Source organism: Blautia sp. AM29-29 (assembly GCF_003480555.1).
GTDB classification, from domain to species: Bacteria; Bacillota; Clostridia; order Lachnospirales; family Lachnospiraceae; genus Fusicatenibacter; species Fusicatenibacter saccharivorans.
Window position 1 is genome coordinate 318 of record NZ_QUJD01000026.1, and the last position, 370, is coordinate 687.

General features: G+C 45.9%; 1 pseudogene. It reads left to right on the forward strand.

What is annotated here, in order from left to right:
* Positions 1-370, forward strand: a pseudogene (locus DW769_RS16650) (IS200/IS605 family accessory protein TnpB-related protein); the annotation flags it as partial.

Consider the following 370-nt stretch of genomic DNA (forward strand, 5'->3'; position numbering starts at 1 on the left):
AGTAAGAAACGTTTCAATGCAGCGGAACATCTGGTGCATACAACGAAACGGAATCCGGCCCGGTTTGATTTTGATTTCTGCTTTCCCAAGATGCCATCCTATTTCAGACGGGCGGCAGTCCAGCATGCGCTTGGGAGTGTATCTTCTTATCGGACGCGTCTGGAACAGTGGAAAGCAGAGGGACAGAAAACAGGAAAGCCGTATCTGAAAAGTGAGCAGTATGCCATGCCTGTTTTTTACCACGATGTCATGTACCGTGAAAACACAGAAGAGAAAGATGCGGCCTTTTTAAAACTGTACGATGGCCATGACTGGAAATGGTTTGCTGTGCGGCTGAAACATACGGATATGGAATATTTAAGAAAACACT